The organism is Streptomyces sp. R11, assembly GCF_041051905.1.
Taxonomy (GTDB): Bacteria; Actinomycetota; Actinomycetes; order Streptomycetales; family Streptomycetaceae; genus Streptomyces.
Window position 1 is genome coordinate 5256257 of record NZ_CP163432.1, and the last position, 22115, is coordinate 5278371.

The 22115-nt window shown below is 71.2% G+C and carries 23 protein-coding genes; 11 read left to right on the top strand and 12 right to left on the bottom strand.

Features of this window, described 5'->3' with window-relative positions:
- Window positions 1-26: 26 nt before the first annotated feature.
- Together AB5J55_RS24375 and AB5J55_RS24380 are read left to right on the top strand one after the other, a co-directional pair.
- Window positions 27-1247: a PLP-dependent aminotransferase family protein gene (locus AB5J55_RS24375; RefSeq protein ID WP_369272700.1), complete on the top strand. Its 1221-nt coding sequence runs from the start codon at window positions 27-29 to the stop codon at window positions 1245-1247.
- A gap of 3 nt (window positions 1248-1250) precedes the next feature.
- Window positions 1251-2102 (top strand): arylamine N-acetyltransferase, encoded by an 852-nt coding sequence (locus tag AB5J55_RS24380; protein WP_369272701.1) that lies wholly within the window; start codon window positions 1251-1253, stop codon window positions 2100-2102.
- A gap of 18 nt (window positions 2103-2120) precedes the next feature.
- Here AB5J55_RS24380 and AB5J55_RS24385 read toward each other — a convergent pair whose 3' ends face one another.
- From AB5J55_RS24385 to AB5J55_RS24395, 3 genes are read right to left on the bottom strand one after another with little or no spacing between them, the layout of a single operon-like run.
- Window positions 2121-2930, bottom strand: a complete 810-nt coding sequence (locus AB5J55_RS24385; protein WP_369272702.1) for a DUF4253 domain-containing protein — start codon at window positions 2928-2930, stop codon at window positions 2121-2123.
- 31 nt (window positions 2931-2961) lie between these two features.
- Window positions 2962-3885, bottom strand: a complete 924-nt coding sequence (locus tag AB5J55_RS24390) for a DUF2690 domain-containing protein (protein ID WP_369272703.1) — start codon at window positions 3883-3885, stop codon at window positions 2962-2964.
- Window positions 3882-4733, bottom strand: a complete 852-nt coding sequence (locus AB5J55_RS24395; RefSeq protein WP_369272704.1) for a peptidoglycan-binding protein — start codon at window positions 4731-4733, stop codon at window positions 3882-3884. Before AB5J55_RS24395 ends, AB5J55_RS24390 begins: the two co-directional genes overlap by 4 nt.
- A 318-nt stretch (window positions 4734-5051) precedes the next feature.
- Here AB5J55_RS24395 and AB5J55_RS24400 point away from each other — a divergent pair, with 318 nt between their 5' ends.
- On the top strand, window positions 5052-5492 hold the full coding sequence (locus AB5J55_RS24400; protein WP_369272705.1) for a peptidoglycan-binding protein: 441 nt from the start codon (window positions 5052-5054) through the stop codon (window positions 5490-5492).
- Between the two features lie 82 nt (window positions 5493-5574).
- Here the strand turns inward: AB5J55_RS24400 and argS are convergent, their stop codons facing one another.
- Window positions 5575-7329: an arginine--tRNA ligase gene (gene argS / locus AB5J55_RS24405; protein ID WP_369272706.1), complete on the bottom strand. Its 1755-nt coding sequence runs from the start codon at window positions 7327-7329 to the stop codon at window positions 5575-5577.
- A 257-nt stretch (window positions 7330-7586) separates the two neighbouring features.
- Between argS and lysS the strand changes: the two genes are divergently transcribed.
- Window positions 7587-9329 (top strand): lysine--tRNA ligase, encoded by a 1743-nt coding sequence (gene lysS, locus AB5J55_RS24410; RefSeq protein ID WP_369276278.1) that lies wholly within the window; start codon window positions 7587-7589, stop codon window positions 9327-9329.
- Between the two features lie 90 nt (window positions 9330-9419).
- On the opposite strand, the gene AB5J55_RS24415 is transcribed toward lysS, so the two are convergent.
- The 3 genes from AB5J55_RS24415 to AB5J55_RS24425 form a co-directional block, all read right to left on the bottom strand.
- Window positions 9420-10754, bottom strand: coding sequence for a DUF2637 domain-containing protein (locus AB5J55_RS24415; RefSeq protein ID WP_369272707.1), 1335 nt, complete (start codon window positions 10752-10754; stop codon window positions 9420-9422).
- 167 nt (window positions 10755-10921) lie between these two features.
- Window positions 10922-11821: a DUF3558 domain-containing protein gene (locus AB5J55_RS24420; RefSeq protein WP_369272708.1), complete on the bottom strand. Its 900-nt coding sequence runs from the start codon at window positions 11819-11821 to the stop codon at window positions 10922-10924.
- 137 nt (window positions 11822-11958) lie between these two features.
- Window positions 11959-12804, bottom strand: a complete 846-nt coding sequence (locus AB5J55_RS24425) for a DUF3558 domain-containing protein (protein ID WP_369272709.1) — start codon at window positions 12802-12804, stop codon at window positions 11959-11961.
- A gap of 215 nt (window positions 12805-13019) precedes the next feature.
- Between AB5J55_RS24425 and AB5J55_RS24430 the strand changes: the two genes are divergently transcribed.
- On the top strand, window positions 13020-14213 hold the full coding sequence (locus AB5J55_RS24430) for an RtcB family protein (RefSeq protein WP_369272710.1): 1194 nt from the start codon (window positions 13020-13022) through the stop codon (window positions 14211-14213).
- Between the two features lie 53 nt (window positions 14214-14266).
- Here the strand turns inward: AB5J55_RS24430 and AB5J55_RS24435 are convergent, their stop codons facing one another.
- Complete coding sequence (locus AB5J55_RS24435) at window positions 14267-15013, bottom strand: tyrosine-protein phosphatase (protein ID WP_369272711.1); 747 nt, start codon at window positions 15011-15013, stop codon at window positions 14267-14269.
- An 11-nt stretch (window positions 15014-15024) separates the two neighbouring features.
- Window positions 15025-15801: an SDR family NAD(P)-dependent oxidoreductase gene (locus AB5J55_RS24440; protein ID WP_328880070.1), complete on the bottom strand. Its 777-nt coding sequence runs from the start codon at window positions 15799-15801 to the stop codon at window positions 15025-15027.
- Between the two features lie 103 nt (window positions 15802-15904).
- Between AB5J55_RS24440 and AB5J55_RS24445 the strand changes: the two genes are divergently transcribed.
- Window positions 15905-16333 carry an ester cyclase gene (locus AB5J55_RS24445; RefSeq protein WP_369272712.1) on the top strand — a complete coding sequence of 143 codons (429 nt, stop codon included), beginning with the start codon at window positions 15905-15907 and terminating at the stop codon, window positions 16331-16333.
- A gap of 9 nt (window positions 16334-16342) precedes the next feature.
- Here the strand turns inward: AB5J55_RS24445 and AB5J55_RS24450 are convergent, their stop codons facing one another.
- Window positions 16343-16678, bottom strand: coding sequence for a YnfA family protein (locus tag AB5J55_RS24450; protein ID WP_369272713.1), 336 nt, complete (start codon window positions 16676-16678; stop codon window positions 16343-16345).
- Between the two features lie 137 nt (window positions 16679-16815).
- Here AB5J55_RS24450 and AB5J55_RS24455 point away from each other — a divergent pair, with 137 nt between their 5' ends.
- Window positions 16816-17301: a hypothetical protein gene (locus AB5J55_RS24455; protein WP_369272714.1), complete on the top strand. Its 486-nt coding sequence runs from the start codon at window positions 16816-16818 to the stop codon at window positions 17299-17301.
- Window positions 17302-17328: 27 nt separating this feature from the next.
- Here AB5J55_RS24455 and AB5J55_RS24460 read toward each other — a convergent pair whose 3' ends face one another.
- On the bottom strand, window positions 17329-17736 hold the full coding sequence (locus AB5J55_RS24460; protein WP_369272715.1) for a winged helix-turn-helix transcriptional regulator: 408 nt from the start codon (window positions 17734-17736) through the stop codon (window positions 17329-17331).
- Window positions 17737-17868: 132 nt separating this feature from the next.
- Here AB5J55_RS24460 and AB5J55_RS24465 point away from each other — a divergent pair, with 132 nt between their 5' ends.
- Window positions 17869-18759 carry an NADP-dependent oxidoreductase gene (locus tag AB5J55_RS24465; protein ID WP_369272716.1) on the top strand — a complete coding sequence of 297 codons (891 nt, stop codon included), beginning with the start codon at window positions 17869-17871 and terminating at the stop codon, window positions 18757-18759.
- Here the strand turns inward: AB5J55_RS24465 and AB5J55_RS24470 are convergent.
- Window positions 18756-19589, bottom strand: a complete 834-nt coding sequence (locus tag AB5J55_RS24470) for a DUF6597 domain-containing transcriptional factor (RefSeq protein ID WP_369272717.1) — start codon at window positions 19587-19589, stop codon at window positions 18756-18758. The genes AB5J55_RS24465 and AB5J55_RS24470 overlap by 4 nt on opposite strands.
- Window positions 19590-19668: 79 nt before the next feature.
- On the opposite strand from AB5J55_RS24470, the gene AB5J55_RS24475 reads away from it, so the two are divergent.
- The 3 genes from AB5J55_RS24475 (at window position 19669) to AB5J55_RS24485 (ending at window position 22033) form a co-directional block, all read left to right on the top strand.
- A complete protein-coding gene (locus AB5J55_RS24475; protein ID WP_369272718.1) occupies window positions 19669-20259 on the top strand; it encodes a TIGR03086 family metal-binding protein in 591 nt (196 codons plus the stop codon).
- A gap of 77 nt (window positions 20260-20336) precedes the next feature.
- The gene (locus AB5J55_RS24480; RefSeq protein ID WP_369272719.1) at window positions 20337-21431 is read left to right on the top strand and encodes an LLM class flavin-dependent oxidoreductase; all 1095 of its coding nucleotides are present in this window, start codon (window positions 20337-20339) and stop codon (window positions 21429-21431) included.
- Window positions 21428-22033 carry an FMN reductase gene (locus AB5J55_RS24485; protein WP_369272720.1) on the top strand — a complete coding sequence of 202 codons (606 nt, stop codon included), beginning with the start codon at window positions 21428-21430 and terminating at the stop codon, window positions 22031-22033. The genes AB5J55_RS24480 and AB5J55_RS24485 overlap by 4 nt, the downstream gene beginning before the upstream one ends.
- Window positions 22034-22115: the final 82 nt, after the last annotated feature.

Below are 22115 nucleotides of genomic sequence, written 5' to 3' on the forward strand. Positions count from 1 at the left end.
TCGTCGTCGAGCCGAAGGAGCCTGTCATGACCGTCACCGAGCCAGCGCCTCCCGTGCCCCACCACGCCCCGGCCGCCGTGCCGCCGCTCGCGGCGCGGGCCGGGGCGGTCGGTGGCTCGCCCGTGCGGGACATTCTCGCCGTCACCGCCCGGCCCGAGGTCATCAACTTCGCGGGCGGGCTGCCGGCACCGGAGCTGTTCGACCGGGAGGGCATCGCGGCCGCCTTCCGTGATGTGCTCGCCGAGACGCCGGAGCGGGCGTTGCAGTACTCCACGACGGAGGGCGAACCGAGCCTGCGCACCGGGCTCGCCGCGCGCATGTCGGCGGGGGGCCTCGCGACCGACGCCGACGACCTCCTCATCACCACCGGCTCCCAGCAGGGTCTGTCGCTCCTGGCGACGGCGCTGCTGGATCCCGGTGACACGGTTCTCGTCGAAGACCCCTGTTATCTGGCGGCCCTTCAGGCCTTCGCCCTCGCGGGAGCGCGGGTCGTGGCCGTGCCGGGGGACGCGGACGGGGTGGACGCCCAGGCGCTGGAGGAGCTTGTCGCGCGGGAGCGGCCGAAGCTCTTCTACACCGTGCCCACCTTCCAGAACCCGACCGGCAGGACCCTGCCCGCCGAGCGCAGGGCGGCCGTCGCCGAGGTCGCCGCCCGGGGCGGGGTGTGGATCGTCGAGGACGACCCGTACGGCGAACTCCGCTACGAGGGCGAGCGCGTGCCCTGGATCGCCTCCTATCCGGGGGCCCAGGACCGCACGGTGCTGCTCGGCTCCTTCTCCAAGGTGATGGCGCCGGGTCTGCGACTGGGCTGGCTGCGCGCGCCGGCCGCCCTGCGGCGGGCCTGCGTGGTCGCCAAGCAGGCGGCCGACCTGCACACGCCGACCCTGAACCAGCTCGCCGCCGCCCGCTACCTGACCGGCCTCGACGGACATGTCGCCGGCGTCAGGGACGTCTACCGCGAACGCCGTGACGCCATGGTCGCCGGCCTGCCCGGGGCCCTCCCGGAGGGATCGACCTGGGTCCGTCCCGAGGGCGGCATGTTCCTGTGGGCCCGCCTGCCGGAGTCGTACGACACGACGGCTCTGCTGCCGAAGGTGGTCCGGCAGGACGTGGCGTACGTCCCCGGCGAGCCCTTCTTCGCCGGTGAGCCCGACCGGTCGACCCTGCGGCTGTGCTTCGTGACGCAGACGCCCGAGGAGATCGGGGAGGGCCTGAGGCGGCTCGGGGAGGGTTTGCGTCAGGCTTAGGGCATGGCCGACACAGCGCAGACGGTTCAGGCGGCGGGGTTCGACCTCGACGCGTACCTCCGGCGGATCGGTTGGGAGGGCGAACGGCGGGCCGGCGTGGCGACGCTTCGGGGTGTGCACCTGGCGCACATGAGGGGCATCCCCTTCGAGAACCTGGACGCCCTGCGGCGTACGGCGCCCTCCCTCGACCCGGCCGATCTGATGGCCAAGCTGGTCCACAGCCGGCGCGGCGGGTACTGCTACGAGCACAACACGCTGCTCGCGTGCGCGCTGGAGGCGCTGGGCTTCGGCGTGACCCGGCTGGCCGCGCGCGTCGTCGTGGGAGCGGACCGCGTCGAGAGCCGCCCGCGCACCCACATGGCGCTGCTCGTCGAGGAGCCCGGCGACCCGCAGCCGTATCTCGCGGACGTCGGCTTCGGCGCCATCGGCGCGCTGCTGGAGCCGGTGCCGCTGACGGCCGGTGTCGAGTTCCGGGACGCGGAACGCCGGCACCGGCTCGTCCACGCGCCCCACCACGGGCCGCTGGAGCTGTGGGTGCTCCAGGCCCACGACCGTGCGAAGGGCGACTGGGCGGATCAGTACGCGTTCACTCTGGAGCCGTTCGAGAAGCCCGACTTCGAGGTCATCAACTGGCACATCGGCACCAATCCGCGCTCGCCGTTCACCCAGCGCGTCTACGTCCAGAGCGTCACCGCCGAGCGTCACCTCCTGCTCAACGGCACGCTGCTCACGCGGACGCGGGCGGACGGGGCGGTCGTCGAGCAGGAGGTGACGCAGGAGGAGCAGGCGCGGCGGTTGCTGGCCGAGGAGTTCGGCATCGAGGTGCCGGACGGGATGCGGGTGTTGCCGCAGTGACCGGGGATGGCGGGGCCGTCAGTCCCACCAGAAGTGCCAGGCCGGCTGGTTGAGGAGCCGCTTCTCGGCGTACGCGCGCACGGTGCTGTCACCGCTCTGCAGGATGTTGTCAGGGCAGAACGCGAAGTGCTCGGCGGCCACGGCCTCCGCCTCCGCCGGGGTGGTCGGCGGCAACGCGACGGAGACGAGAAGGTGGTCGAAGCCGAGCGCCACGACCCGTATGCCGAAGCGGTCCTCCCAGGAACGGAGCACCGCGCAGAGGCGGGCGGTGTCGCCCTCGTGGTTCACCGGGCCCGTCCAGCCGATCGCCGCCGGAACGTCCGCGCTGCGACGGGCCGGAACGAGGGCGAGGCGGGGGCCCTCCAGCAGGCCGCCGCTGTCCAGCAGGGAGTCCGCGATGTCGGTGGCCACCGCGTCGGGGTCGTCGGCGGGGACGGTGCCGGAGGCGGCGGGCGCGTCGGCCAGGCCGGGCCACTCCTCCTCCGTCTCCCCGGCCGCGTACTCGTCCCAGAGGTCCGCGAGCACCTCATCGGCGTCGTGATCTCCCGGGTACGACATCGCGTCGGGCGTCAGCTCCCACATCTGCGGGCCGCCATGGCGGCCGCCCGCGTCCAGGACGACCGGCAGCAGGCCGGCGATCCGCCGGGCCGGGGCCAGCGCGGCCCAGGATCCCGGCACCGCCTGCTGGTCGGCGAGCCACAGCAGCGGCTCGTGCGATTCGCCCTCGTGGGTCGCGTCGAGAAGCCTCCCGGGCGGGAGTTGGAGACCGAGCGAGGCGCCCGTCGGGTCGGTCGCGAGCTTCGGCAGCGGGTTCGGAAGAGTCGCCATGCCGGTGACTGTAGAGGTCGGCACTGACAACTCATCCGGCCACTCGGCTGTCGAAACACTCCTTCCCGCCGCCCGCTGCCGGCCAGAAACAGGCACGGACTGCGGTTCCGGGCCGAGCCGCGGTCATCGGGGTGTGTACGTACGCGTCCGTGTCGATGCCGCTCTCGGCCTCGGCGCTGCGGACGTCACCGTCACCGACGTCGGCGCAGCCGCGGTCGGTCGCCGACATTTCCAGCCGGTCACCCACGTGCGTCCCCCACATCCGGGCCCAACTCGTCCCGCATTCCTCGCTGTAGCGCAGTTCCAGCCAGGCGCCGGTGGCGGTGCGGTGCCTGGCGAGGGTGACCGGAGCCGCGGCGCACTTCATGTGCATCGGGCTCCTGCCCTCGCACGCCGCCCCCTGGCAGCGGGGCCCGGCCGCGGACGGCGGCGGGGCCAGGGCCGACCCCGGCTCCCCCTCCGGGTGCGGCAACAGCAGGACCACCGCCGCGACGCCCCCGAGGAGCACGGCACAGATCGACGCGAGCACCGCCAGGGCTGTCGCACCGCGGTGGGCGGCACGGCCGTCGGCGGGAGTTCCGGCACCCGTGCCCTGCTGAAGAGACGGAGATGGAGGGGTAGGCGGAGGGGGAGTTGCAGGGGGAGGCAGGGGGGCCTCAGCGGACGGCGCCGAGGGCGGAGACGGAGGCCGGGGGCCCTCCCGCGCCCGCCCGCTGCTCTCCGACTCCGCGATCTCCCACAGGGCCAGACAGCGCCCCTCCGGCTCGCCCGCGAGACGGCACAGCTCCTGTACCGCGTCGCGCGGGGGCAGGGTGCGGCCGTTGAGGTAGCGGTCCCAGGAGGACTTGCTGAACGCCGTCTTCGCCGCGAGGCCGACCAGGCTCAGGCCGGTGCGCACCTTCAACTCCCGCAGTGCGCAGGCCAGTCGTGCCCGTTCCGGGGACGGTGTCGTCATCGCCGGAGGGCCTTCCAGGTGTGCGGGCCGATGATGCCGTCCACTGCAAGCCCCGCCCGCTGCTGTGCGCGTCTGACCGCTGCCTCCGTCAGCGGACCGAAGATCCCGTCGATGGCGCCCGGCGAGATGCCCGCCCGGCGCAGCAGACACTGCGCCTCGGCCACGTCCGGCCCCGCGTGGCCGTTCGCCAGGACGGCGCCCCCGGTGGGGCTGATGCCCGCGTACCAGCGGCCGTCGACCCGCTCGACACGGCAGGCGTAGGCGGGCGCCGGCTGCGAGGGCGATGCCGGTGCCGACGCGGCGGACACGGCGAACGGAGCTGCTGTCTCTCCCGCGCCGCCGAGGAGCCGTACGGCGATGAGGACCGTCGACGAGACGGCCAGCACCAGTGCCACGGCGCCCGCGAGCAGGGCGACCCGCAGCGAACGCGTCGGAGAACGTGCGCCGTCGGCCGGAGCTTCGGCGTCGGCTTCGACCGCGGTCCCGGCCCAGGTCGTCAGGATCTCCGACGCTGTCGTGGTTGCTTCCGGCATCGCCGCGTCCGGGGCGGGCGGGCCCGCCGCGGGCGCTTCCCCGCGCCTGTTCCCCCACGCCTCCGCCGCGACCTCGCGCAGGGCGAGCCACCGGGTCGGATCCTCACCCCCGAGCCGGGCCATCGCCTCGACTGCCTGCGGTGGCGGCAGCGAACGGCCGCCCAGATACCGTTCCCATGACTTCGGGCTGTACCCCGTCCTCGCGGCCAGCTGCCGCAGGCTCAGCCCGCTGTGGTCCTTCAGCCGGCGCAACCGCACCACCAACTGCCGTATCCGCGGATCGAGTTCCGCGGGCAGCACTGCCCAACGCGACATGTTCCCCCCACTCGCGTTCACGGTCCGGCACGCGGTCCGTGGTCAGCGGCCCCCATGCCCCGTCGCATTCTGCATCAGCATCCACGGCCCGCACCGGGAGCGGGTTTGCGTACCGGTACGAAATCGGCCAACCGCTCGCCTCGGGCGTCCCGCCGTGCCGTCACACCGCGTCAGGTTTCCGCAGGTCAGCGGGTGGGACGTCCCGCGGTGACGTCACTTCCGCGGCAACTGTGGCAAGCCTCGCCGCCCGCCCCGCACTCTCGTTTCGCCAGCCCGGCGGCAGGGGCCGCCACCCGAGACAGAGCGAGAGGGAAACGCATGCGACCGAATGTCTGGACGAGGACCCTCGTCAGCGTCAGTGCCGTCATCGGCCTTGCCGCCGGAAGCCTCGCCACCGCGGGCACCAGCTTCGCGGCACCGGACACACAGCCGGCCGTGAGCTCCGAGGTCTCCGTCCTCGCGGTGAACAACCTCGGCCTGACCGCCGCCGAGGCCAAGAAGGTCCAGGGCTGGCTGAAGCAGTACTGGGGCTACACCGGCGCGATCGACGGGCAACTCGGCACCAACAGCTGGAAGGCGTTCCAGCGCTGCTTCAAGGAGTACTGGGGCTACACCGGCGCGATCGACGGCATCGTCGGATCGGGCACCATCAAGGCGCTGCAGCGGCTGCTCCAGCACTACGGCTACACCGGCGCGATCGACGGGATCGCCGGCTCGGGCACCAGGGCCGCGTTCAAGAACTTCGCCAACAGCCGTTAGCCGCACAGCCGTTCCGCACCACGACAGCGGCCCGTCCTCTCCTTGGGGGGAGAGAACGGGCCGCGCGTGTGTCCTCGGACGCTCAGAGCCGCTCGGGCGTCCGGATGCCCAGCAGGGCCATGCCCTGGTGCAGCGTCCGGGCCGTCACGTCGCACAGGAGCAGACGGTTCTCCACCTGCTCGGGCGACTCCGCCTTCAGCACCGGGCACTTGTCGTAGAACGACGTGTACAGCGACGCCAGCTGGTACAGGTACGCGGCCAGCTTGTGCGGGGCGTACTCCGCGGCCGCCTCGAAGACCGTGTCGCCGAACGCGTCCAGGTGCAGGCCGAGCGCCCGCTCCGCGGCGTGCAGTTCCAGCTCCGGGTGCGCGGCCGGCCGGGCCTCGCCCGCCTTGCGCAGGATCGACTGGATCCGGGCGTAGGCGTACTGGAGGTAGACGGACGTGTCGCCGTTCAGCGAGACCATCTGGTCCAGGTCGAACTTGTAGTCCCGGTTCGGCGACGTCGACAGGTCCGCGTACTTCACCGCGCCGATGCCGACCTGCGCGGCCCGCTCCTGGATCTCGTCCTCGGTGAGGTCCTGCGCCTTCTCCCGGACGACCTCCGCGGCCCGCTGCACCGCCTCGTCGAGCAGGTCCTCCAGCCGTACGGTCTCGCCCTCACGCGTCTTGAACGGCTTGCCGTCCGCGCCCAGCACCGTGCCGTAGCCCATGTTGTGCGCGGTGACGCCGTCGTTCAGCCAGCCTGCCCGGCGAGCCGTCTCGAAGACCATCTTGAAGTGCAGCGACTGACGTACGTCCACGACGTAGAGCAGCGACGTCGCGTGCAGGTCGGTGACGCGGTTGCGGATCGCGGTGAGGTCGGAGGCCGCGTAGCCGAAGCCGCCGTCGGCCTTCTGCACGATCAGCGGGACCGGCTGGTCGTCCTTGCCGCGGATCTCGTCGAAGAACACCACGAGCGCGCCCTCGGAGCGGACCGCGACACCCATCTCCTCCAGGAGGCGGGCGGTCTCGGGCATGCCCTCGTTGTACGCGGACTCGCCGACGATCTCCTCGTCGCGGATCTCCATGTCCAGCTTCTCGAAGACCGAGTAGAAGTAGACCTTCGACTCGTCCACGAACTGCTGCCACAGCTCGAGCGTCTCCTTGTCACCGGACTGCAGGGCGACGACCCGCTTGCGGGCCCGCTCCTTGAACTCCTCGTCCGAGTCGAAGACCGCGCGGGACGACTTGTACACCCGGTTCAGGTTGCTCATCGCCTGCTCGCCGTCGACGTCGGCCGCGGGGGCAAGCTCGCCGGGGTTCTCGAACAGGTACTGGATGAGCATGCCGAACTGGGTGCCCCAGTCGCCGATGTGGTGCCGGCCGATCGTCTTCTCGCCGGTGAAGTCGAGCATGCCGCGGAGGGCGTCGCCGATGACCGCCGACCGCAGGTGGCCGACGTGCATCTCCTTCGCCACGTTCGGCTGGGCGTAGTCGACGACGGTGATGCCGGGGGTGTCCTTGCGGGGGACGCCGAGGCGTTCGGTGTCCGCGTAGCGCGCCGCGAGGTTCTCCGTGATCGCCTGGTCGGAGACCGTGATGTTCAGGAAGCCGGGGCCGGAGACCTCGACGTCCTTGATCACACCGCCGGTGACGATGTTGCCGACGACCTGCGTCGCCAGCTCCCGGGGGTTCGACTTGGCCTTCTTGGCGAGGGCCAGGATGCCGTTGGCCTGGAAGTCGGCCCGGTCGCTACGTCGCAGCAGGGCGTCCCCGACGGTTCCCGGGAGGGTGGCCGTGAGGGCGTCGGAGAGCTGTGCGTCGACGTTGGCGGTGATGGACGTGACCGGGGCCATGGGTATGGGCTGCCGTTCTGGTCGGGGCTGGGTTGACAGTCCCGGTCAGTATCCCACGGGGGTGCAAAGGGGTTTTCCGGGTTCATGGCCGGGTGCGGGGCGGTGGGGGCCGGTCGCGCAGTTCCCCGCGCCCCCGACAGGCGGCTGCGCCGCCTGTCGGGGGCTGCTGTGAAAAGGCGTTTTCGTCGTTGCCGCCGGAGCTGGGAGAATGTTGGAGCCAGCCGTTGACCGTACGGCTGCCCTGGAGAAAGAAGGACGTGCCGATCGTGGCTCAGAGCACCGAGACCACCGACTGGGTCTCCCGTTTCGCGGATGAGGTCATCGAGGAGTCGGAGCGTCGGGCCCCGGGCAAACCGGTCGTCGTCGCGTCGGGACTCTCCCCCTCCGGACCCATCCACCTCGGCAACCTGCGCGAGGTCATGACCCCGCACCTCGTCGCCGACGAGGTCCGGCGGCGCGGGCACGAGGTCCGGCATCTGATCTCCTGGGACGACTACGACCGCTACCGCAAGGTGCCGGCCGGTGTCGCCGGGGTCGACGAGACGTGGGCCGCGCACATCGGCAAGCCGCTGACCTCCGTCCCGGCGCCGAGGGGGTCGGCCCACCCGAACTGGGCCGAGCACTTCAAGGCGGCGATGGTCGAGGCGCTCGCCGAGCTGGGCGTGGAGTTCGACGGGATCAGCCAGACCGCGCAGTACACCTCCGGGGTGTACCGCGAGCAGATCCTGCACGCCATGAAGCACCGCGGCGACATCGACGCCGTGCTCGCGCAGTACCGCACCAAGCCCAAGGGGCAGGGCAAGAAGTCGCAGAAGCCGGTCGACGAGGCCGAGCTGGAGGCCGCCGAGGGCTCCGGCGCGGCCGGCGAGGACGACGGCAGCTCCGGCTCCGCCGGGTACTTCCCGTACAAGCCCTACTGCGGCAACTGCGAGAAGGACCTCACCACCGTCACCTCGTACGTCGACGACACCACCGAGCTGACGTACACCTGCAACGAGTGCGGCTTCTCCGAGACCGTCCGGCTCAACGAGTTCAACCGCGGCAAGCTCGTCTGGAAGGTCGACTGGCCCATGCGGTGGGCGTACGAGGGTGTCGTGTTCGAGCCGAGCGGTGTGGACCACTCCTCGCCGGGGTCGAGCTTCCAGGTGGGCGGCCAGATCGTCGGGATCTTCGGCGGCAAGCAGCCGATCGGGCCGATGTACGCCTTCGTCGGCATCAGCGGCATGGCGAAGATGTCCTCCTCGCGCGGTGGGGTGCCCACCCCGTCCGACGCGCTGAAGATCATGGAGCCGCAGCTGCTGCGCTGGCTGTACGCCCGCCGCAGGCCCAACCAGTCCTTCAAGATCGCGTTCGACCAGGAGATCCAGCGGCTCTACGACGAGTGGGACAAGCTCGACGGGAAGGTCGCCGACGGGTCCGCTCTGCCCGCCGACGTCGCCGCGCACTCGCGTGCCGTGCGCACGGCCGCGGGTGAGCTGCCGCGTACGCAGCGCCCGCTGCCGTACCGGACGCTCGCGTCCGTCGCCGACATCACCGCCGGGCACCAGGACCAGGCGCTGCGGATCCTCTCCGAGCTGGACCCGGAGAACCCGCTGGGCTCGCTCGACGAGGCGCGTCCCCGGTACGACAAGGCCGAGGCCTGGATCAACACGCAGGTGCCCGCCGACCAGCGGACCATCGTGCGCGACGAGCCCGACGTCGAGCTGCTGAAGTCCCTCGACGAGGCGTCCCAGCAGTCCCTGCGGCTGCTCCTCGACGGTCTGGAGTCGCACTGGTCGCTGGACGGGCTGACCCACCTCGTCTACGGCGTGCCCAAGGTGCAGGCCGGGTTCTCCGCGGACGCCACGCCCAAGGAACTGCCGGCCGAGATCAAGACGGCCCAGCGGACGTTCTTCGCGCTGCTGTACCACCTGCTGGTCGGGCGGGACACCGGGCCGCGGCTGCCCACGCTGCTGCTCGCGGTGGGGCAGGAGCGGGTGCGGACCCTGCTCGGGGAGTAGGCGGTACGGGAAAGGGGCCCTCTGCGGAGGGCCCCTTTTTCGTGCTCAAGGCCTGTGCTCAAGTCCCGTGCTCGAGTCTCCGGCTCGGCGTCAGGCGATGTGGTCCTCTTCCAGCTCCGCCGAATGGCGCTTCTGGAAGCGTTCCGTGAGGGTCTTCAGAGCGCTGGGGCTCAGCGACGTGCCGTACGTCGCCTGGATGTTGTCGCCCAGGACACGGGGCGTGGGGTAGCTGCCGTCGATCGACTGACGGAAGACCTGGTAGTAGTCGTCCTCGTTCGGCTCCGGGGGCTCCGGAGGGCCGCCGCCCTCGCCGAGCTGGCGGGTGCGGTTGCCGGTCACGGGGATCGGGAAGGTGCCGGTGTCCTCGGGGGAGGGTTCCTGGACGGGCGGTTCCTGCTGGTACTGGTCCTGGTACTGCTCGGCCTGGAGCTGCTCCTCGTACCACTGCTCGTAGTGGCCCTGGGGGTCGTACTGGGCGTTGTAGCCGCCCTGGTACTCGACGTTCCGGGGGGTGTTGAACCAGTCCTGCACGTACTCCGGCTGCTCGACGTCGGGCGGGCCGACCGGCTCGGGACCGACCAGCTCGGGGCGCTGCTCGCCGGCGGGTGCCGCCTGCCGGGGGACCGGCGCCGCGGCGGCGCGAGGGCCGGCCGCGTTGCCCGGCGTCATGCCGGCCACGTCGGCCGGCGGAACGGCGTCCAGGGCCTGCTTGGGCGCCGGCGGCAGCAGGGCGGGTTCGATGCCCGCCGCCGCGAGCCCCGCCGGAGCCGTCTGCGCCAGCGGAACCCCGTACCGCGCCAGACGCAGCGGCATCAACGACTCCACCGGCGCCTTGCGCCGCCACGCCCGGCCGAAGCGGGAGCGCAGGCGGGCCTGGTACACCAGCCGCTCCTGCTCCAGCTTGATGACCTGCTCGTAGGAGCGCAGCTCCCAGAGCTTCATGCGGCGCCACAGAAGGAAGGTCGGGAGGGGGGAGAGGAGCCAGCGGGTGAGGCGGACACCCTCCATGTGCTTGTCGGCCGTGATGTCCGCTATGCGGCCGATCGCGTGGCGGGCCGCCTCCACCGAGACGACGAACAGGATCGGGATCACGCCGTGCATGCCGACGCCCAGCGGGTCCGGCCAGGCCGCCGCGCCGTTGAAGGCGATCGTCGCCGCCGTCAGCAGCCACGCCGTCTGGCGCAGGAGCGGGAACGGGATGCGGATCCACGTCAGGAGCAGGTCGAGGGCGAGCAGGACGCAGATACCTGCGTCGATGCCTATCGGGAAGACATAACTGAAGTTCCCGAAGCCCTTCTGGATGGCCAGCTCGCGGACGGCCGCGTACGAACCGGCGAAGCCGATGCCGGCGATGATGACGGCGCCGAACACGACCACACCGATGAGAATGCGGTGCGTCCGAGTCAGCTGCGGTGGCCCGGCCACTCGTACTCCCCTCCCAGTGCATGTTGTTGCGCGCAACAGGGTGGCACATCTGTGCGGCGCGCGGATTGCGGGTACGGCACGAGCCCGGTCCCTTCAGAGGGCCGGGCTCGTGCAACAGGCGTGTCTGAGCTGCGTGTTGTGACGCAGCGGTGGGGCAGGTGTGACGGTCAGCTCTTCTTCGACGCTGACTTGGACGGGGAGCCGGACGCCTTCGAGGAGCTCCCGGAGGGCGACTTCGAGGGAGACTTCGAAGCCGACTTCGACGGGGCGCTGCTCGGCGTGCCCGCGCTGCCGCTGCCGTTCGCGTTCTTCACCGCGGCCACCGCCTCCTTGGCGGCCTTGCGCGCGAGCTTGTCCAGGGACTCCGCACTGGGGGTCTTCTCACCGGCCAGACCGGCGCCGTTGTAGTCGAGCGTCACGACGACGTTCTCGACCCGGGCCACGATGGTCTCCTGCCGGAAGGAGCCCTCCTTCTTCTTCAGGTCGTAGCGCACCGCCGTCGCCTCGTCGCCCACCCCGGCGACCGGCTCCGACTTGGTGTTCTTCGCGCCCGACACCGACTTCGCGTCCTGGGCCTGCGTCTCGTAGAACTCCTGCGCCCGCTTGTCGCCCGACCCGCGCGAGGCGTCCGACTCGAAGCGCAGCAGGGAGACGTTGAGCCAGCGGAACTGCGAGCCCTTCACGCCGTTGTTGTCGAGGCTGCTCCAGGAGCAGGAGCCACGCGTCGACGCGTCGTCCGACGAGCCCTTCTTGCCGGACTTGGCCTCGGGGGCGAGCTCCTCCAGCGTCTTCTTCGACAGCGTCTTGCACGCCTCCGGAAGCGCCTCGTACGCCGCCGCCTGCACCGTTGGCGACGGGCTCGCGGACTCGGACGCCGAAGCAGAGGCCTTCGTGTCCCCGGCGGTCTTGTCGTCCGAACCGGAGTCCGAGGAACAGCCCGCGGAGATCAGCACCGCGGGGACGACGGCCGCGCAGACAAGGGCACGCTGCAGGCCGTGAAGGCCCTTCCCCCGCTGCTCGTGCTGCTTACGCCCGTCACGCTGTTCTCGCTCTGCTGCTCGCTGCATGGTTCCTTCACTCATGACTGACACTCGTGGTCCCTGCGGTCGGATCGGGTCCGAGGGGCCACGGTACGCGGTGAAGAAGGTGTGCGGTCTCGTTTCGGTTACGTCGCACTTGGGCGTACGAGGGTGCGCGAGGGGCGCTACTCGGCCAGTTCGTCGGCCAGTTGTGCCGCCAGTTTCTGGGCCCTGTCCTGCATTTCCTCGCTGTCCGGGACCGTGCCGACGGTGGCCGGCTGCTCCTCGTACTCGATCGTCACGATCACGTTGGACGTGCGGAACGCCACAGTCACCTTGCGCTGCTGGGCCGTCGAACCGGAGCTGCTGAGCTTGTCGTCGAGGAAGGCCTCGTCGCCGAGGTCGTCGAGCACGCGGGGCTGGAGGTCGGCGGAGGTCGAGGCCGAGGCCGACGGGGAGGTGGAGGCGGAGGGCGAGGAGGACGCGGACGGTGAGGCCGGGGACGAGGAGGAGGGCGAGCCGCTCGGGTCGGCGGAGGGGGTGCCCTCGTCGGTCGCGGTGGCGGACTCGGTGCTCGTCGGCTCGGGGAGGTCGGCCGCCTCCTGCAGGGCCGCGAAGAGCTGCTCCGCCTCGCTGTCGTCGCTGACCGAGGTGTCGTACGACACCACACGCTCGAAGTCGACGAAGAGATGGTCGGTGGCGTCGGTCGACTCGACCTTCCAACGGCACCCGACCTTGCGGTCGGTGTCGTAGGTGAGGGTCGGGGCGCCCTCGTACGCCTTCTCGCGCTGGTCCTCGTCCGTGATCTGCTTGATGCCCGGCAGGAGCGAGTCGAGCGTGTCCTCGCCGACCACGCCGCACGGTTCGGGCAGCGTGTCGTACCGGCCGGGCTCGGCCGCCGCGGTCGCCGTGCCGGAGTCGCCGGGGTTGGAGCCGTCGGTCGTGCCGCCGTCGTCGGAGCTGCCGGTGCAGCCGGCCAGCAGCGCCGCGAGGAGTGCGGCGACGCCGGATACGTAGGCCTTCCGCTGCACGGTCAGGCTCCTCTCGACGGTGGCTCTGTGGTCGGTCCGTTGCCGGTCATTCAGTGTCCCCGCTGGTTATTCGCTTGCCGCGCGGGGGCGCCCACTGGAGACAATGTGTATCGCACGCACTGCCGTGGGCGCCGGTCCGCTGTCCCTTTCGTCGACCTTGGCGCCGGTTTTGCGATTTCAGGCTTGTATTTGTTTTCCGGGGGATTGAGGACGTTATGTCGTACGTGGAGATGCCGGGCGCGAAGGTTCCCATCCGTATGTGGACCGACCCGGCGACGGTCGAGGACGGGGCGCTCCAGCAGCTGCGGAACGTCGCGACCCTGCCGTGGATCAAGGGCCTCGCCGTGATGCCGGACGTGCATTACGGGAAGGGGGCGACGGTCGGGTCCGTCATCGCGATGCGCGGGGCCGTGTGTCCCGCGGCGGTGGGCGTGGACATCGGGTGCGGAATGTCGGCGGTGAAGACGTCGCTGACGGCCAATGACCTGCCGGGGGACCTGTCGCGGCTGCGGTCGAAGATCGAGCAGGCCATTCCGGTGGGGCGCGGGATGCACGACGACCCCGTCGACCCCGGGCGGCTGCACGGCTTCGGTACGGGCGGGTGGGACGACTTCTGGGGCCGGTTCGACGGGATCGCGGATGCGGTCAAGTTCCGTCAGGAGCGGGCCGGCAAGCAGATGGGAACGCTGGGAGGCGGCAACCACTTTGTTGAGGTCTGCACTGATACGGACGGTTCTGTCTGGCTGATGCTGCACTCCGGTTCCCGGAACATCGGCAAGGAACTGGCCGAGTTCCACATCGGCGTGGCCCAGAAGCTCCCGCACAACCAGGGGCTGGTCGACCGCGACCTCGCCGTCTTCGTCGCGGACACCCCGCAGATGGCGGCGTACCGCAACGACCTGTTCTGGGCGCAGGAGTACGCCAAGTACAACCGCACGATCATGATGGCGCTCCTCAAGGACGTGGTCCGCAAGGAGTTCAAGAAGGCCAAGCCGACCTTCGAGGCCGAGATCAGCGCGCACCACAACTACGTGGCCGAGGAGCGCTACGACGGCATGGACCTGCTCGTGACCCGCAAGGGCGCGATCCGGGCCGGCTCCGGCGAGTTCGGGATCATCCCGGGCTCGATGGGCACGGGTTCGTACATCGTGAAGGGCCTCGGGAACCCGATGTCCTTCAACTCGGCCTCGCACGGCGCGGGTCGGCGCATGAGCCGGAACGCGGCGAAGCGGCGCTTCTCCACGAAGGACCTGGAGGAGCAGACACGGGGCGTGGAGTGCCGTAAGGACTCCGGTGTCGTGGACGAGATCCCGGGCGCGTACAAGCCGATCGAGCAGGTCATCGATCAGCAGCGGGACCTGGTGGAGGTCGTGGCGAAGCTGAAGCAGGTCGTCTGTGTGAAGGGCTGAACGCGGCAGGCCCCCGGTGCGGACCGGGGGCCTCGCTCATGCCCGCCGGCGCGTCACCGCTCCAGCAGCGCGGCCCGGAGCGCCTGGCTCAACGGCTGTGGGTCCAGGGACAGCGCCTCGAAGACGTAGCCCTCGATCGAGCCGTAACGCCCCGCCAGGTCGGCCAGGAACAGGCGCATGACCGCTTCGGGGGCGCGGCCGAAACCCGGCCAGCTCGGGGCGCGGCCGTCGTTGCGGGCCTTCCAGTCGGCCAGCAGGGCGGGGGCGGCCAGTTCCGTGAGGGTGAAGTCCTCGATGATCGTGCGCTCCGGCACTCCGAGCAGGCCCAGGATCAGCGCCGCCAGCAGGCCCGTGCGGTCCTTGCCCGAGGCGCAGTGGAAGGCCAGGGGCGTGTCCGACTCCGCTGCCTTCGCCACGAGTTCCAGCGCGCCGCGGATTTCCTTCGTGCCGTCCTGTGCCACCTCCCGGTAGCGCTCGGCCAGATACGCGCCCGGGTCCACGTCGGGAGTCAAGGCCGCCTGGTTGTACGGGCGGTGCTCGATGCTGAGGTTGTGGTAAGTGAACGACGGGTGGTCCGGGATACGGCCGCTGTTCTCGATCTCCCGCGGGTGGCGCAGGTCGATGACCGTGCCGATGCCCAGGGCGCGGAAGCGGGCCCAGTCCGCGGTGCCCTCGCTCAACTTGCCAAGGGAGTCCGCGCGGTAGAGACGGCCGGCGCGGACGCGATGGCCGTCGGTCGTCGGGTAGCCGCCCAGGTCGCGGAAGTTGTGCAGCGCTTCGAAACGTATGTGTCCGTCCACGCTGCGTGACCCTACTTCTCCCGGTGGACCTTCGTGTTGGACGCCTGGGCGCGGGGCCGGACGACCAGGAGGTCGATGTTGACGTGGCTGGGGCGGGTGATGGCCCAGGTGATGGTGTCGGCGACGTCGTCGGCGGTCAGCGGGGCGGCCACGCCTTCGTAGACCTTCGACGCCTTGTCGGTGTCGCCGGAGAAGCGGGTCAGGGCGAACTCGTCCGTCTTGACCATGCCGGGCGCGACCTCGATGACGCGGACCGGGCGGCCGACGATCTCCAGGCGCAGGGTCTCGGCGAGGACGTGGGCGCCGTGCTTGGCGGCGACATAGCCACCGCCGCCCTCGTAGGTGCCGTGGCCGGCGGTGGAGGAGACGACGACCACCGTGCCGTCGCCGCTCGCCTCCAGCTTGGGCAGCAGGGCCTGGGTGAGGTTCAGGGTGCCGAGGACGTTCGTCTCGTACATGGTGCGCCAGTCGGCCGGGTCGCCGGTGGCCACCGGGTCGGCGCCCAGGGCGCCGCCCGCGTTGTTGACCAGGACGCCGATCGTCTTGAAGGCCAGCGCGAACTCGTCGACCGCCGCGCGGTCGGTCACGTCCAGTTGGTAGGCCGCCGCGGAGTGGCCGGCTGCGTTGATCTCCTCGGCCAGTGCCTCGATGCGGTCCTTGCGGCGGGCGGTGAGGACCACGCGGTAGCCGGCCGCGGCGAGCTGCCGTGCCGTGGCGGCGCCGATACCGCTGCTCGCACCGGTGACGACGGCGATGCGGGAGGCGGTGGACGGGGCTGCGGCGGGCATGGCTGCTCCTCTTGCGTGGTCGAGTCCAGGCACTGTCCGGCCAGGATAGGCGCGCGATGCGGTGGGACAATGAGACGGGTGGTCCCCGAGCAGGAGGTGGATCATGGGACAGGCACGTGAAGTCATGGACCGGCTCACCGCGGCGATCACCACCGCGGACCCCAAGGGCATCGCCGAGCTGTACGCACAGGACGCGGTCGCCGTCACCCCGGACGGCGGGGAGCTCCACGGGCGCGACGACATCGCCGCGTACTGGCGCCAGATGACGGAGATGGTTCCCGACGGCCGGTACGAGTCGGTGCACTCCTACGAGGTCGGCAACACGGCCATCGACGAGGGCGTCTTCAGCGGCCGGAACACGGGACCGATCCAGTTGCCCACCGGCGAGACGCTGCCCGCCACGCAGAAGGAGATCAAAATCCGCGGGGTCGACTTCGCCACCGTCGACGACAGCGGACACATCGTCGACTACCGGCTCTACTTCGACGAGATGGAGTTCCTCGGGCAGTTGGGGCTGCTGCCGCCGACCTGAGCCCGGAGTTCAGTCGCCTCGCGGTGCGTACATGATCACCGCCATGCCCGCGAGGCAGATCAGCGCGCCCATGACGTCCCAGCGGTCCGGGCGGTAGCCGTCGGCGATCATGCCCCAGGCCAGTGAACCGGCGACGAAGACACCGCCGTAGGCGGCGAGGATGCGGCCGAACTGTGCGTCGGGCTGGAGCGTGGCGATGAAGCCGTAGGCGCCGAGGGCCATCACGCCCGCGCCGATCCACAGCCATCCGCGGTGTTCGCGCACGCCCTGCCAGACCAGCCAGGCGCCGCCGATCTCGAACAGGGCGGCGACGGCGAAGAGGGCGGCGGAGCGCAGGACGAGCATGCGGGCAGCTTGCCATGGGGCCGCGTCGTGTCCGTTCACCGGTTCGGGGCCGCGGCACCTCACCTGTTGGACGGCGCCTGCCGCTCGCTCCGCGTGGGATACATCCGTACGACCACGCAGGAGTGAGGAGTCGGCGGATGCGGCGGATGAGGGTTGCTGCGATGTGCGGTGCGGCCGTGATGGCGGTGGCCGGTGGGGTGACCGTGGCCCCGACGGCCGGGGCGGTGAGCGCGCCGGAGGCGGTCCTCGCCTATCACGGTTCCGCCGCCATGTCCGGTGGCCGGGTCGCCGTACGGTTCACGCCGTACCGGCTCGGCACGGGTGCCGTGCCGGACCCGGCGGTGGCGGTACGGCTGCGCTGGTCCGAGCCGCTGGCGGACCGGCAGGCGCTGCCCGACAGGTGTGCGCGGGCGGGCGAGCGGATCGTGATGTGCCGGGTCGGGGCGCTGGACGCGGACGGGGTGGGGGAGCCGGTCGGTCTGCGGGTACGGCTGCGGGGCGCGCCGTCGGAGGTGCTGGTGGAGTTCGACACCGTGCGCAGCGGTGGCGCGGCGGGCGTGGACCGCGGGAACGATCAGCAGCGGGTGCTGGTGCTGGACACGGGGGACTCGTACCACTTCTGACGCCGGCCTCCGCCTCGGAGCCAGGGTCTAGTCGGCCGGGGTCTCGCTGTCGTAGCGCTCGCGTGCCTGTCGGACCTCGTCGAAGTGGGTCTCCGCCCAGTCCTTCACCGCGGTCAGCAGCAGGGCCAGGCCGTGCCCGAGCGGCGTGAGCTCGTAGTCGACGCGGACGGGGACGGACGGGGTGACCTTGCGGGTGAGGAGGCCGTCCCGCTCCAGTGAGCGCAGGGTCTGGGTCAGCATCTTGGGGCTGACCCCGGCGATCTTGCGGCCGAGGTCGCTGTAGCGCATGGGGCCCGCGGAGAGCGCGGCGACGACGAGGCTGACCCACTTGTCGCTGAGGCGGTCCAGGAGCTGGTTGGTGGGACAGCTCTTGAGGAAGGCGTCGTAGGCGATGCGGGCCTCTTCGCGCCGCTGGGCCGCTGTCATGGTCGGCATGGCTCACCTCGCGGGTAGGTACGCACTCCCAGGTAACTACTTACGAATAGATAGTAACTCTTCCTAGGGTTGTTGCAACAGCGGGGAAACCCACCCCGACATGCACTGATTGCACAAACCAGGAGAGTTGCCATGCGCGCTGCTGTGGTGAGGACGTTCGGCGGACCGGACGCCGTGGAGATCGTGGAGCGGGAGGTGCCCGAGCCGGGTGCGGGGCAGGTGCGGATCAAGGTCGCGGCGGCGGGGCTGAACCCGGTCGACGCGGGGTTGGCGGCCGGTGTCTTCGGGGGTGCCGGCACTGATATCGGGCTCGGCTGGGACGTGGCCGGGACGGTGGACGCGGTGGGGTCGGCCGCTTCCTGGGGTGTCGGGGGCGAGGTGGTGGCGCTGCACTACGGCATGCTCAAGCCGCTGGGCACGCACGCCGAGTACGTCGTCGTCCCCGCGGACGCCGTCGCCAAGGCCCCGGTGACGGGCGACTCCGTCCACGCGGCCACGCTGCCGCTGAACGCCCTGACCGCCGCGCAGGCCCTGGACCGGCTGGAGTTGGGGCCGGATCAGTCGCTGCTGGTGACGGGCGCGGCGGGTGCGGTCGGCGGGTACGCCGTCCAACTCGCCGCTCACCGGGGGATATCCGTCACCGCACTGGCCCGCGAGGCCGACGAGGAACTCGTGCGGTCCCTGGGGGCCACCCGTTTCACGGCGGGCGCCGTCGAGGCGGGGAGCTTCGACGCCGTGCTGGACGCCGCGATCCTGGGTGAGACGGCCCTGGGGTGGGCGCGGGACGGGGGCTCCTACATCGGCGTCATTCCGGGCATCCAGCCCGGGTCCGTGCGCGGGGTGCGGACCGGTGCGGTAGAGGTGAGTGCCGACGGGGCGCAGCTCGCCGAACTGGTCCGGCTGGTGGACGACGGGGTGCTGGCCCTCCGGGTGGCCGAGACCTTCGCGCTGGACGACGCGGCCAAGGCACACGCCCGGCTGGCGGAGGGCGGGGTGCGGGGCCGGTTGGTCCTGGTTCCCTAACCGTCGGTGCGGCTGGACCGGCCGTCCGCCGCGTATGCCGTCGGCGGCACCCCCACCGTCGCCGTGAAGTCCCGTACGAGGTGGGCCTGGTCGGCGTAGCCGAGTTCGCCTGCGAGGGTGGCCCAGTCGACCTCGGCGCGGGTGCCGGCGAGGTCCAGGGCCTCGTGGATGCGGTAGCGCAGGAGGACCCACTTCGGGCTGACGCCGACGTACGTCGAGAACAGGCGCTGCAGTGCCCGCACCGACAGGCCCTGCTCCCGGGCGAAGTCGCCGACACGGCGCACCGTGCGGTCGGCGCGGATGCGCCGGACGAGGTCGATGGCGAGGTCGGCCTGCGGGTCCGGGGCGCAGGGCAGGGCGAGCAGGAAGGCGTCGAGGGCGGCCACGCGGGCGGCGTCGTCGGCGGGGGTCACGCTCGCGCGGGCGGCGTCGCCCGTGGCGTGCGCGAACACCTCCTCGGCGGGCAGCGCGCGGCCCGTCCACCGGGACACCGGCGCCTCGGGGGCGTAGGGCCGGAAACCGCCGGGCCGGAACTTCACCCCGCAGACCCGGCCCCGGCCGGTCAGCTTCCGGGTGTACAGACCGAGCGCCACGCCGGTGACCTCGGCATACGGCGGCCCCTCGTCCTCGTCCCACTGGAAGGTGAGGTTCACGGCCGGGTGCGGGACGACGTGGGAGGCGTAGGGCGCGGGCAGGTCCCAGTCGATGAGCCAGTACCACTCGACGTACCGGCGCAGCGGCTCGGCGGGCTCGTGCCGGCGGAACCGGACGCGGTTCAGCAGCGCGGACGGGTCGACGATCCCGCGGGTGTCGTGGCGGGGTGCCTCCATGGCCGGATCGTACGTCGCGATTTCGCAGGCGTCGCGTTTCTTCAAGAAGGGCGGGGGGCGGCTTCCCTACGGTCGGGGCATGGACACGAACAGTGTGAGGACGTACGGCATCGGTGAGCTGCTGGCCATGGCGCGCGAGCGGGCGGTTCCGGTGCTGCGGGGCATTCCCGACACCGCGCTCGCCGCTCCCACGCCCTGCGCCGAGTACGACGTGAAGGCGCTGGTCAACCACCTCTTCCAGGTGATCGTGCAGTTCCAGAAGCTCGCCGTGAAGGAGGCGTCGGACTTCGCCGAGACCCCCGACCGGGTCGCCGGGAGCCCCGAGTGGCGGGAGCGGCTCACGGACGAGGCGGACCGGCTGGTGGCGGCCTGGTCCGCGCCCGGTGCCGAGGAAGGCAGGACCGGCGGGATGAACATGCCCGCGCGGCTGGTCGGCTCTATGGCGCTGCTCGATCTCACCGTGCATGTGTGGGACCTGGCGCGGGCGACGGGCCAGGACTACCCGGCCGCCGACGAGGCGGTCGTGGCGGAGCTGGCCGGCGCGGTGGACGAGCTGGCACCGACGGCCAGGAGGATGGGGGTGTTCGGGGAGCCGGTGCCGGTGGCCGAGGGCGCGTCGGTGTTCGAGCGGCTGCTGGCGCGGACCGGCAGGGATCCGCACTGGCGCTAGTGGTCGGGAATAGTGCCTGGCCGCTCGCCGTTCTCCGGGTATAGTTGAACCGTCAACAACCTGGAGGGTGAGCGACCATGCAGTTCGGGATCTTCAGCGTCGGCGATGTCACGCCGGACCCCACCACGGGCCGTACGCCGACCGAGCGCGACCGCATCAAGGCCATGGTCGCCATCGCGCTGAAGGCCGAGGAGGTCGGGCTCGACGTCTTCGCGACCGGCGAGCACCACAACCCGCCGTTCGTGCCGTCGTCGCCGACGACGATGCTCGGCTACATCGCGGCACAGACGGAGCGGCTGGTGCTGTCCACCTCCACCACCCTCATCACCACCAACGACCCGGTGAAGATCGCCGAGGACTTCGCGATGCTCCAGCACCTGGCCGACGGCCGGGTGGACCTGATGATGGGCCGCGGCAACACGGGCCCGGTCTACCCCTGGTTCGGCCAGGACATCCGGCAGGGCATCAACCTCGCCATCGAGAACTACGCCCTGCTGCACCGGCTGTGGCGCGAGGACGTCGTGAACTGGGAGGGCAAGTTCCGTACGCCCCTCCAGGGCTTCACCTCCACGCCCCGGCCGCTGGACGGCGTGGCGCCGTTCGTCTGGCACGGCTCGATCCGCTCGCCGGAGATCGCGGAGCAGGCCGCGTACTACGGCGACGGCTTCTTCCACAACAACATCTTCTGGCCGGCCGACCACACCAAGCAGATGGTCGAGCTGTACCGGACCCGGTACGCCCACTACGGGCACGGCACCCCCGAGCAGGCGATCGTCGGGCTGGGCGGGCAGGTCTTCATGCGGAGGAACTCGCAGGACGCGATCCGGGAGTTCCGCCCGTACTTCGACGTCGCGCCGGTCTACGGGCACGGCCCGTCACTGGAGGACTTCATGGACCAGACGCCGCTTACGGTCGGCTCCCCGCGGCAGGTGATCGAGAAGACGCTCTCCTTCCGCGAGTACGCCGGTGACTACCAGCGCCAGCTGTTCCTGATGGACCACGCCGGGCTGCCGCTGAAGACCGTCCTGGAGCAGCTCGACATGCTCGGCGAGGAGGTCGTGCCGGTGCTGCGCAAGGAGTTCGCGGCCGGGCGTCCGGCCGAGGTGCCGGAGGCGCCCACGCACGCCTCCCTGCTGGCGAAGAAGGGTTCGGAAGAGGTGACCGTCGCATGAAGCTCGTCGTCGTGTCCGCGGGGCTGAGCGTCCCGTCCTCCACGCGGCTGCTGGGCGACCGGCTGGCGGCGGCGATGGTCCGACAGGCCTCCGACCCGGTGGACGTGGAGGTCGTCGAGCTGCGCGACCTCGCCGTGGAGATCGCGCACAACTTCACCAACGGCTTCCCGGGCCGCAAGCTGGCCGCCGCGATCGACGCGGTGACCTCGGCGGACGGGCTGATCGTCGTCACGCCGGTGTTCTCGGCCTCGTACAGCGGGCTGTTCAAGTCCTTCTTCGACGTGATCGACAAGGACGCGCTGGCCGGCATCCCGGTGCTGATCGCCGCCACCGGCGGCACCGCCCGGCACTCCCTGGTCCTCGAGCACGCCCTGCGTCCGCTCTTCGCCCACCTGCGGGCCGTGGTCGTGCCGACCGGCGTCTACGCCGCCTCGGAGGACTGGGGCGCCGAGGGGCTGAACGGCCGGATCGAGCGGGCGGCGGGCGAGCTGGCGGGGTTGACGCAGGGCCTGTCGGGAGTCAGGACGGCCGCCGCGGACGACCTCACGGTTGTGCCCTTCGCCGAGCAGCTGGCGGCCATTTCCAGCCCGTCCGGCGCTTGAGGACGAGGCAGTTGAGGCCGAAAGGGGGTCTGGGGGCGGAGCCCCCAGGGGCGGCCGTGTGAGGGTGTGAGCCCAGTAAGAA

Coding starts and splice junctions, on each gene's coding strand:
- AB5J55_RS24460 (WP_369272715.1), bottom strand. CDS start 17,736: ATGCCGACCATGACAGCGGCCCAGCGGCGCGAAGAGGCCCGCATCGCC.
- AB5J55_RS24430 (WP_369272710.1), top strand. CDS start 13,020: ATGTCGTACGTGGAGATGCCGGGCGCGAAGGTTCCCATCCGTATGTGG.
- AB5J55_RS24395 (WP_369272704.1), bottom strand. CDS start 4,733: ATGTCGCGTTGGGCAGTGCTGCCCGCGGAACTCGATCCGCGGATACGG.
- AB5J55_RS24465 (WP_369272716.1), top strand. CDS start 17,869: ATGCGCGCTGCTGTGGTGAGGACGTTCGGCGGACCGGACGCCGTGGAG.
- AB5J55_RS24400 (WP_369272705.1), top strand. CDS start 5,052: ATGCGACCGAATGTCTGGACGAGGACCCTCGTCAGCGTCAGTGCCGTC.
- AB5J55_RS24455 (WP_369272714.1), top strand. CDS start 16,816: ATGCGGCGGATGAGGGTTGCTGCGATGTGCGGTGCGGCCGTGATGGCG.
- AB5J55_RS24470 (WP_369272717.1), bottom strand. CDS start 19,589: ATGGAGGCACCCCGCCACGACACCCGCGGGATCGTCGACCCGTCCGCG.
- AB5J55_RS24385 (WP_369272702.1), bottom strand. CDS start 2,930: ATGGCGACTCTTCCGAACCCGCTGCCGAAGCTCGCGACCGACCCGACG.
- AB5J55_RS24445 (WP_369272712.1), top strand. CDS start 15,905: ATGGGACAGGCACGTGAAGTCATGGACCGGCTCACCGCGGCGATCACC.
- AB5J55_RS24440 (WP_328880070.1), bottom strand. CDS start 15,801: ATGCCCGCCGCAGCCCCGTCCACCGCCTCCCGCATCGCCGTCGTCACC.
- argS (WP_369272706.1), bottom strand. CDS start 7,329: ATGGCCCCGGTCACGTCCATCACCGCCAACGTCGACGCACAGCTCTCC.
- AB5J55_RS24375 (WP_369272700.1), top strand. CDS start 27: ATGACCGTCACCGAGCCAGCGCCTCCCGTGCCCCACCACGCCCCGGCC.
- AB5J55_RS24450 (WP_369272713.1), bottom strand. CDS start 16,678: ATGCTCGTCCTGCGCTCCGCCGCCCTCTTCGCCGTCGCCGCCCTGTTC.
- AB5J55_RS24485 (WP_369272720.1), top strand. CDS start 21,428: ATGAAGCTCGTCGTCGTGTCCGCGGGGCTGAGCGTCCCGTCCTCCACG.
- AB5J55_RS24480 (WP_369272719.1), top strand. CDS start 20,337: ATGCAGTTCGGGATCTTCAGCGTCGGCGATGTCACGCCGGACCCCACC.
- AB5J55_RS24475 (WP_369272718.1), top strand. CDS start 19,669: ATGGACACGAACAGTGTGAGGACGTACGGCATCGGTGAGCTGCTGGCC.
- AB5J55_RS24380 (WP_369272701.1), top strand. CDS start 1,251: ATGGCCGACACAGCGCAGACGGTTCAGGCGGCGGGGTTCGACCTCGAC.
- AB5J55_RS24390 (WP_369272703.1), bottom strand. CDS start 3,885: ATGACGACACCGTCCCCGGAACGGGCACGACTGGCCTGCGCACTGCGG.
- AB5J55_RS24420 (WP_369272708.1), bottom strand. CDS start 11,821: ATGCAGCGAGCAGCAGAGCGAGAACAGCGTGACGGGCGTAAGCAGCAC.